We start from the raw sequence: 8,728 nt of genomic DNA, 5'->3' as shown, positions 1-8,728 counted from the left end.
CCATTCAGCTGAATGGGGGCGCCGGTGTTTTAACAGGTGGAGTTTTAGCTGATCCATGGCAGGCGCAGCGCTGGCAACCTGTCCCCCGCAACGCAGCCGTCAGCCGGCACCACCATGACCCCGGCCGCGGAGGCGAGGCCTCTCAGCATGCCGGAGCGCTGGTGAGTGGCAGCGACGGCCCNGGATTCCAGCCGGTAGGGCACCACCCGGCTCCGGCCGGGAAGCTCATCGAATGCTTCCCCGACGGTAACTTCGTCGGTTTCGGGGAACGGCGCCCCGCGCAGGCCTGCCAGCAGCGGGCCCACCACGGTAAACATGGCCATCATCGCGGCCAGGGGATTGCCGGGGAGACCTACCAGGAACCGGCCGTCCTGCAGTCGGGCCAGCAGCGTGGGGTGGCCGGGCCGCATCGCGATGCCGTCAATGATGAACTCTGCCTCGAGCGTCTCCAACGCGCGCCTGATGTGGTCAGCCGAGGAACTGCCCGTCCCGCCGGTGGTGATGAGGACGTCACCGGAGGCGCGAGCGAGGGAGAGTTCATCGAGCGCTTCGGCGCTGATGGCGGCGACGACGTCGTCGAGGTCATCCTTGGCACGGCCCGAGGTGTCGACGTGCCCACCCATCATCTGGACCAGACCGGGAAGCTGGGGACCAAACGTGTCACGGACCTGCCCCGGCTCGGGGAGCCCGGCTTCGATGACCTCGTCGCCGGTCAGCAGCAAGGACACCCGCGGTGCCCTCAGCACTGGAAGGTTGTCGTAGCCACAGACCGCGGCCAGGGCAATCTGGGCCGGGTTCAGGGTGACGTTCGCGGGAATGGTCTCGCTGCCCTGAGGGGCCTCCTCGCCGGCCGGTCGGATGTGTTCCTGGGGCCTCGGCTCGTCCGGCCGGGCCCGCTCGTTGCGGTCCAGGGAATCACCGCGGACGGCGCCGTGCTCCATCCGGAGGATCCCGGTGGTCCCCTCCGGTACCACGCCGCCGGTCAGGATGAATGTCGCCTCCCCGGGAGCCAGCGGCCCCGCACCCGAATCCTGGTGCGGGGCAGGACGCGACCAGGGGTGCTCTTCCTTTGGTGCATGACTAACCAGTTGCCACGGTGGATTGCCGTTGACGGCCCATCCGTCCATGGCCGATGACGCGTAGTGCGGGATGGCCTGTAAAGCCGTGACCGGCTCGGCCAGTGTTTGTCCAAGCGCTTCGGAGAGCGGGACTGTCTGGTTGGCCATTGGCGTTCCGGCGTCGTAGGCGACGCGTCGCGCCTGCTCCCAGTCGAGGTTCCGGCCGGTGGAGTTGTCGGTGGCAGTATCACTCACTGGGGATTCGCTCATGGGGGATTCGCTCACTGGGCCTCCGCCGTTGGTGGGGCGGCCGCGTCTCCGGTGGGACACTGGCGGCGGGCAGCCTCAATCGCTGACTCCATGGCTACCGCCTCGGTAGCCTGCTGGCTGGCCACGGCAAGGCCAGCGGCATAGCCAGCAATGAAGGTGGTCAGCGGCGCTGCCGGGCGCACTATTGAATGGGCTGCGTCCCCCGCGAGGGAAAGGATGGCATCGATATCGATGGTGGTGCCCTGAAGCTCGAAGGCCTCAATGAGTTGGGCACTCCATTCCTGAAGGATCTGATCCTGTTTTTTCATCGCTGCTCCTGAATCTAGGTCGGTGCTGTGCCTGAGACACCGAGGGATTGAGCGTCAGCCCAGGTGTCGACGTCGGCGGTACTGCCCGGCCGAACGTCAATTGCTCTCCATTGCACCCTAGCAAGGAGTGCCTTCATCGATAGATTCTGGGCCCCTCCGGAGGCGTGGATCTCCTGCACCGCTAACCGCAGGTCAGCAAAACGGTAGAGGGCGGCCAGCGGCTGGTCCCGGCCGCCGTCGTGCGCCATCGCCGAGGAATCCGGACGATCGACCGCCGCTTTCAGAAGCGAAGGAATCGCCTCCGCGATGCGCGGCATGTCGCACGCCAGCACCAGCAGCCACGGTGTCGAGTCGTCCTGTAAATGGTCGACGGCGGCAGCCAGCGCCGCGGCCGGCCCGCCGAACGGTGGCGACTCGCGGACAAACTCGCGCGACACCGGTTGAGCCCGGAAGGTTGCGCCATCGACGTCGTCTGGCCCGACGACGACAATCCGTCGTGCAGCTGCCGCGGCCTGACAGGTCAGGTCAAGCAGGCTTTGCCCGTTGAGCTCGAGATGGGCCTTGGGTGTACCTCCCAGGCGTGAGGATCTGCCACCCGAGAGCACTACGGCATTGAAGGCAACGGGTACCTGAGCGCTCAAGCGGCGCTCTCCGACCGGAGGAAGGCGCTCCACTGCGGGGCTGGCTTCTCGATCTCACGGAAGTGGTGGGATGGGCCGCGGGGCGGTTGTGGGGTGACCCCCAGCTGCCACCCCAGGGAGGCGAGCGTCTTGTCACCTTTGTCGTTGTTGCACCTGAGGCAGCAGGCTACGAGGTTTTCCCAGCTGGAGTCCCCGCCGCGGGAGCGTGGATACACGTGATCGATGGTGGAGGCGCTTTTGCCGCAGTAGGCGCACAGATGGTTGTCGCGGCGCAGCACACCCCTGCGGGTGACCACGAGACTTTGCCGGTAGGGGATTTTCACGTACCGGTTCAGCAGGATGACCGAGGGGCGCCCGAGAATCTCATTGGGTCCGATGACCGGTTCCTCCCCTTCCGCGACGACGCTGGCTTTGCCGGCCAGCACAAGGACCAGCGCCCGGCGGAAGGTCACTACCGCCAGCGGCTCATATCCAGCATTCAGAACGAGAGTGCGCATGCACATTCCTCTTTGCCGATCAGGCCTCTACCCCTATCGCCGGGGTCGCAGGCCGAAATCCTGACTCCTTTTGAGTAAGGGTAGTTCGGCTGACGCTCGGTTAGCTAATTTTGATGGAGCTGGTCCACGCGTGTCGTCGCGGACCGATCGCCTTGACAGTCCGGGCGGCTGCCAGACGCACAAAAAGACCCGGAGGAAATTCCTCCGGGTCTTTTGTCGTAATGCGGGGTGTTCCTAGCCGCCGACGCGGATGAAGACTGGGCCCGAACCAAGGTCGGCTGGAGCGACGACGGTCTGGTTGCCGTTGAACCCGCCGTGGACTGCCTGACCGCCACCGATGTACACAGCAATGTGGGCCACTCCGGCTCCGCCATCTGTGTAGTAGATGAGGTCACCTGGGATGGCTTCGCCGGCGCTGACCGTGCGTCCGAGGGACAAGTACCCGGCTGGCCAGCCGTGGAAGTTGATCCCTGCTGCTGCCAGGGCGTTGCTCACCAGACGGGTGCAGTCCTGGGTGACTCCCAGCTGAGCCTGTGCTGCGGCCGCGATTGTTGCTGCCTTCCCTGAGGATGCGGCTGGGGCTTTCTGCGCGACGGGGGCCTCGGCTGCCGGAGCGGCCTGTGCTGGAGTGGTCCGGACGGGCGCTTCCGGCTCGACGTTCACTGCAGGTGTTACGGTAACCGGCTCTACGGTTTCGGGCTCAGCGGCCGGGGCCACGGCCGGAGCCTCTTCGATCTCCACAACGGTCTCAGCCTGAACAGTGACTGCTGGGGCTTCGACGACTGCTGGGGCTGCTACGGCTTTGACCGGGGTGCGGTTGAACGCAATGTCGGCGTCTGCGGGTGCTTCGACGGCGGCTGGTGCGGCCTGGATCTCCAGCGCGGAGGTCAGGGTGGTCCGTTCGGCTGATTCGAGGGAGAGCTCAGCAGCGTTGGCCGATACCCCACCGGTCAGGACCAGGCCTGATGCTGCGGCGATTACGGCTGCCTGACGGCCCATGCCGCCAGCGTTCTCGGTTACTGCTTTGGCCAGAGCCGAGAAGTTGGTGTTGTGGCGCTTATCGGCACGGTGGCGTGCAATAGCTGTGCGAGTTGTCATTTTTGCGTTCTCCAGGGTTCGGTGTGGTCTTAGCTAACGCGGACGAAGCTAGCGCCGGGGAGGTCGGAAAGGGAATGGAGGTCGGTGTTCATGCCGTTCAGGCCACCGCTGATGACTTGGCCGTTTCCGACGTAGATGGCTACGTGGCCGGCGGTGATTACCAGGTCGCCCGCCGCTGGAGAGCCAACAACTGATCCGAAGGCGAAGAAATCGCCAGGCGCAATGTCGCCAACGGACTTGCCGACGGAGCGAAGTGCCTTCTCAACCATGGCGGTGCAGTCCTGCCCGACACCGATCTGGGAGTAGGCGGATCCGACCAGACCAGCGGCGATGTTACCGGAAGGCGCAGCCTTGGGGGCTGGCTTTTCGGCTGCGGGCGTCTGGGCTGGCGCAGCTGGTGCGACTACTGCTTCTGCTGCGGGCGCCTCAACTGGCGCTGCCTCGACTGGCGCTGCTTCCTGCACGGCGGGCTCTGCCACCATTTCGGCTACCGGCTCAGCGGCGGGTGTTATTGGCTCGATGACGTCGGCCTGCACCTCGACGACTGGAGCAGCTACGGCGGCGGGCGTTGCCGACACGGCTGCACGCTCGAAGGTGATCTCGGCGGTGGCGGGAGCGCTTACGGCGTCAGCCGTAGCAGCAATCGAGTTCAGGGGGGTGGAGAGCTGAACGACACGCTCGGACTCACCGAACCCGTGGGCTGGCAGTCCGGCGGTCAGGACGAGCCCTGACGCTGCGACGATGACTGCTGCCTGGCGGCCGACGGAACCAGCGTTCGAGGAGACGGCGCTTGAGATGGCTGTCAGGGGGCTGGTGTGCGTACGGGCGGCCCTGTGGCGGCCCAGAGAAGAGCTAGTTGACACGTTCGATTGCCTCTCCCAATTGCCTGCGAGGTGAGCTGTCGGATTCGGATGGGAGTCACCCGGCCCTCTGATTCCCAGTGGAATCAGACGACTTAACCCCAAGGATTTCTTGCGAAATCCACTAATTGGTTCCCCCGCCTCTGCCATGCGAATTGTGCGAACGGAACCTCAGGCAGTGGCAGAGCTAGGCGATCTGCTCGAGGGTGCCAAACCTATTAGAATTTGGCACGAGATCGACGGTACATGAGATTGACCGCAATGTCACATTCCGGTCACGAAACGGTGTGTCCTTGGTTACAGCCAGCCCATGGGGTCCACGGCCTGACCGTCAACCATCACTTCAAAATGCAGGTGGCAGCCGGTGGATGCACCGGTACTACCGCTCTGGGCGACGACCTCACCGCGGTCCACTGACTGCCCCTCCTGGACACTGCTGGACGAGAGATGGTTGTACGTGGATTCGAGCCCGTTGCCGTGATCGATGACCACGCGGTTTCCACCGCCATAGGGGTGCCAGCTGGCAAAGGTGACAGTGCCGGACGCTGCCGCGAACACTTCAGTGCCGCACGAGCTGCTGAAGTCCTGGCCTGAGTGGAGTTCCCCACCCAGGCCGGTAATCGGACTGACCCGGTAACCGAACGGGGACGTGACAATCAGCTTGTCCATGGGAGCTGACAGGGAGCCGCGGGCCGCGGCAGGCACAGCCGCTGAGTCTGCAGCGGTCATGATCTCGCTGAGCTTGGCGTCTGCGTCGAAGGTGCTCTGCAATGCGGTGCGGCTGAAGTCGACCAGCGCCGCGTCGGGAACGCTGATTTCCCGGGGCGCGACAGTCGCCTGCACGGTGGGCGCAACGGCTGCGGCGGCCGCGTTGTCGTTCTGTGGGGCCGTCCCCGCGGTGGTGGGTAGCGTAACGGTCAGCACCAGCCCGGACGCGGCGGCGGCGATGGCGAATTTTTGGCTCATCCCGGTGAGCGAAAAGTCGCCCCTGACCCGTGTTGCTCGTCGTCGTCGTTCGAGTCGTTGCGCGTCCCGAGGACGCACGGCAGGTACTGGGGCGCCGGCACGGCGGCGTCCCGAAGCATGGTGCTTCGACAAAGGGTCCCTTTCGTATATGCCTGCGAAGTTAGCTGTCGGATTCGAGTTCGGGAAGAAACTCGGCCCTGACCGGTCCGCCGAAGCAGCACCGCGTCCGGACTTCACCCCAAGGCGGCTTATCAGCCGCCGTCTGATGGGTCCTCCGCCCCTGTCACGGGTCTCAGCATCCAAATCCGCTGACAGGGTCAGGCGTGCGGTTTAGATAACGCTGATGTATCAACGTCAGCTTTCCATCATCCACGACCATAAGCAAAAGAGATACGTTCGTTATCTTTTCCTGTGGATAACTTGCGGCAATATTGTGCCGTGGAGGGTTAGAGAGCCGGCCCGGCGACCGACACGAACACGTGTGCGGCGACCTCCGGCGGGAGCTCCAGCGCGCCCTCGATACCCTCGACCCTGACCGACACATAGTCGCCGGCCGCCTGCACCCCGATGACCGTTCCGGGCCGCAACCCACCCTCATCGAGTTGGGAGAGCAGTTCCGGGTCCACCTGAATGGGCTCGGCCAGCCGGACAAGGGTAATCACTGACCCCTGAGGATTGGCGCCGATCACCGACAGGAGGCTGCGGACACCGTCGGTGAAGCCCTGGGTTGGCGGGCCGCCCAGGGCCTCAAGCCCCGGAATAGGGTTGCCGTATGGAGACTCGGTGGGCTTTCCCAGCAGCTCGTACAACCGCTGTTCAACCCGCTCGCTCATCACGTGCTCCCAGCGGCAGGCCTCTTCGTGGACATAAGCCCAATCCAGGCCAATCACGTCGGAGAGGAGACGTTCGGCGAGGCGGTGCTTGCGCATCACCCCGATGGCGCGACGGCGGCCAAGGTCAGTGAATTCGAGGTGGCGATCGCCCGAGACGATCACCAGCCCGTCGCGCTCCATCCGGCCGATGGTCTGGGAGACGGTAGGACCGGAATGGCGGAGCCGTTCAGCGATCCGGGCGCGGAGGGCAACAATGTTTTCCTCCTCCAGTTCCAGGATGGTCCGCAGATACATCTCAGTGGTATCGATGAGGTCCGTCATGCGGTTCAGCTCCTAGGCACTGGTGCGGGATGGAACAGCGGGCAGCTTTCGCGGTGGGAGCGCGGCACATATCGCCAGCGCCGAACACAAGTTCTACGCTCACCAAGGTTAACCCATTTACCAGAGGCCGCGGCAATCAGCGGCAACCGGGTGCCCGGTCGGGGCATGTTCACAAATGCCGCCAGGGCCGGGTAGTGCGGCAGAATGTATCCCGTCTTGTGTCGCACGCTTACCCCCTTGGAGAGACCATGAGCATTTCCCCGGACCAATTGATCCCCGCTGGCCTCCTTCCCGCCGACGGGCGTTTCGGAGCCGGCCCGTCGAAGGTGCGCGACGAGCAGATGGAGGCCCTCGCGCAGGCCGGACGGACCCTGCTTGGCACGTCCCACCGTCAGGCGCCGGTGCGCAACCTTGTCGGTTCGGTCCGGGAAGGCCTGAGCCAGCTGTTCAACGCGCCGGCCGGCTACGAGGTGGTGCTGGGCGTTGGTGGGTCAACAGCGTTCTGGGATGTTGCATCCTTCGGGCTGGTGCAGGACAAGGCCCAGCACCTGTCGTTCGGGGAATTCGGGGCGAAGTTCGCTTCCGCCACCAACAAGGCGCCCTTCCTCCAGGCGTCCTCGGTGATCACCTCGGCCCCGGGGACGCGCCCCACCCCTGCAGCGGAAACAGGCGTGGACGTCTACGCCTGGCCGCAGAACGAGACCTCCACCGGTGTGGCAGCACCGGTGCACCGGGTCGACGGCGCCGCACCGGATGCCTTGGTCCTCATCGACGCGACGTCGGCCGCCGGCGGCCTGGACGTGGATGTCAGTGGGTCCGACGTCTACTACTTCGCGCCCCAGAAAAACTTCGCGTCCGACGGCGGCCTGTGGCTTGGCCTGTTCTCGCCGGCCGCGCTGGAGCGCGCAGCCCGGATCGCGGCGACCGACCGTTGGATCCCTGATTTCCTGAACCTCCAGACGGCCATCGACAACTCTTTACTCAACCAGACCTACAACACCCCGTCCCTGGCCACCCTGGTGACTCTCAACGCCCAGGTCGAATGGTTGAACCAGAGCGGCGGTCTCGAGTTCGCTGCGGCCCGCACCGCGGAGTCCGCGGGNCGGGTCTACCAGTGGGCGGAAGCGTCCGACGTCGCCACCCCCTTCGTCACGCGCGCCGAGGACCGCTCCAATGTCATTACGACCATCGACTTCGACGACTCCGTTGACGCTGCGTCACTCGCGAAGGTGTTGCGTGCCAACGGCATTGTCGACGTCGAGCCGTACCGGAAGTTGGGCCGGAACCAGCTGCGCATCGCGACGTTCGTCTCGATTGAACCGGACGATATTTCAGCCCTGCTGGCCTGCATCGACTTCGTGATCGGCGGACGCTAGCCCTCCGCCGCCCCCTAAGATCCCAAAAGCCTGTGGCTGGCAGGGATCTTAGGGATCGGTGAGAGGTTTCCCGAAGTCAGTTTCAATCCGCAGCCGACGCCGTGGGGCCGGATCGTAGCGAAGCCGTAGATGGTGGGCCCGCCAGGCCCAGATCATTCCAGCCAGCGCCGCAATGATGCCGGCCGCTGCGGCGACGGCGAGGCTCCACCGTGGACCAAAAGTGTTGGAGACCAGGCCGACGATTGGTGCGCCGAGCGGTGTGCCGCCGAGGAAAATGGCGAAATACAGCGCCATGACCCTGCCGCGCATCACCTGCTCGGTGGTGGTCTGGACGTACGCATTGGCACTGGTCATGAGTGTCAGCGCGAACAGGCCCACCGGGATCAGGGTGAGACCGAACAGCCAGACCGTGGGGGCCAGCGCTGCTGCGGCACAGGCGACCCCGAAAGCTGCTGCCGCCCCGTAAATGAACCGGAGCCTCGGTTTGCTGCGGCGGGCCG

At 65.1% G+C, this 8,728-nt stretch carries 10 protein-coding genes and 2 riboswitches; of the genes, 1 reads left to right on the top strand and 9 read right to left on the bottom strand.

What is annotated here, in order from left to right:
* Positions 1-44: 44 nt before the first annotated feature.
* From K728_RS0116525 to K728_RS0116490, 8 genes are all read right to left on the bottom strand, one after another.
* Positions 45-1,328: a molybdopterin molybdotransferase MoeA gene (locus tag K728_RS0116525; protein WP_024477380.1), complete on the bottom strand. Its 1,284-nt coding sequence runs from the start codon at positions 1,326-1,328 to the stop codon at positions 45-47.
* An 11-nt stretch (positions 1,329-1,339) separates the two neighbouring features.
* Positions 1,340-1,636, bottom strand: coding sequence for a DUF6457 domain-containing protein (locus K728_RS0116520; protein ID WP_024477379.1), 297 nt, complete (start codon positions 1,634-1,636; stop codon positions 1,340-1,342).
* A gap of 14 nt (positions 1,637-1,650) precedes the next feature.
* Positions 1,651-2,277, bottom strand: coding sequence for a molybdenum cofactor guanylyltransferase (mobA, locus tag K728_RS0116515; protein ID WP_024477378.1), 627 nt, complete (start codon positions 2,275-2,277; stop codon positions 1,651-1,653).
* Positions 2,274-2,774 carry an HNH endonuclease gene (locus K728_RS0116510; protein ID WP_019483835.1) on the bottom strand — a complete coding sequence of 167 codons (501 nt, stop codon included), beginning with the start codon at positions 2,772-2,774 and terminating at the stop codon, positions 2,274-2,276. The genes mobA and K728_RS0116510 overlap by 4 nt, the downstream gene beginning before the upstream one ends.
* Before the next feature lie 234 nt (positions 2,775-3,008).
* Positions 3,009-3,872 carry an NlpC/P60 family protein gene (locus tag K728_RS0116505; RefSeq protein WP_019483834.1) on the bottom strand — a complete coding sequence of 288 codons (864 nt, stop codon included), beginning with the start codon at positions 3,870-3,872 and terminating at the stop codon, positions 3,009-3,011.
* Between the two features lie 29 nt (positions 3,873-3,901).
* Positions 3,902-4,735 (bottom strand): NlpC/P60 family protein, encoded by an 834-nt coding sequence (locus K728_RS0116500; RefSeq protein WP_024477377.1) that lies wholly within the window; start codon positions 4,733-4,735, stop codon positions 3,902-3,904.
* 5 nt (positions 4,736-4,740) lie between these two features.
* A riboswitch (cyclic di-AMP (ydaO/yuaA leader) is annotated at positions 4,741-4,904 on the bottom strand.
* 125 nt (positions 4,905-5,029) lie between these two features.
* Positions 5,030-5,830: a M23 family metallopeptidase gene (locus K728_RS0116495; protein ID WP_443111008.1), complete on the bottom strand. Its 801-nt coding sequence runs from the start codon at positions 5,828-5,830 to the stop codon at positions 5,030-5,032.
* A 2-nt stretch (positions 5,831-5,832) separates the two neighbouring features.
* Positions 5,833-6,006: riboswitch (cyclic di-AMP (ydaO/yuaA leader) on the bottom strand.
* A gap of 138 nt (positions 6,007-6,144) precedes the next feature.
* Positions 6,145-6,852, bottom strand: a complete 708-nt coding sequence (locus K728_RS0116490; protein ID WP_019483831.1) for a metal-dependent transcriptional regulator — start codon at positions 6,850-6,852, stop codon at positions 6,145-6,147.
* Between the two features lie 248 nt (positions 6,853-7,100).
* Here K728_RS0116490 and serC point away from each other — a divergent pair, with 248 nt between their 5' ends.
* Positions 7,101-8,228, top strand: coding sequence for a phosphoserine transaminase (gene serC, locus K728_RS0116485; protein ID WP_019483830.1), 1,128 nt, complete (start codon positions 7,101-7,103; stop codon positions 8,226-8,228).
* A gap of 48 nt (positions 8,229-8,276) precedes the next feature.
* Here the strand turns inward: serC and K728_RS0116480 are convergent.
* On the bottom strand, positions 8,277-8,728 hold a 452-nt coding region (locus K728_RS0116480), incomplete at its 5' end, for an MFS transporter (RefSeq protein WP_024477374.1).

Source organism: Arthrobacter sp. CAL618 (genome assembly GCF_000468215.1).
Taxonomy (GTDB): Bacteria; Actinomycetota; Actinomycetes; order Actinomycetales; family Micrococcaceae; genus Arthrobacter_D.
The sequence above is the reverse complement of the archived record's forward strand: the minus strand, read 5'-3'. Positions and strand labels throughout refer to the sequence as shown.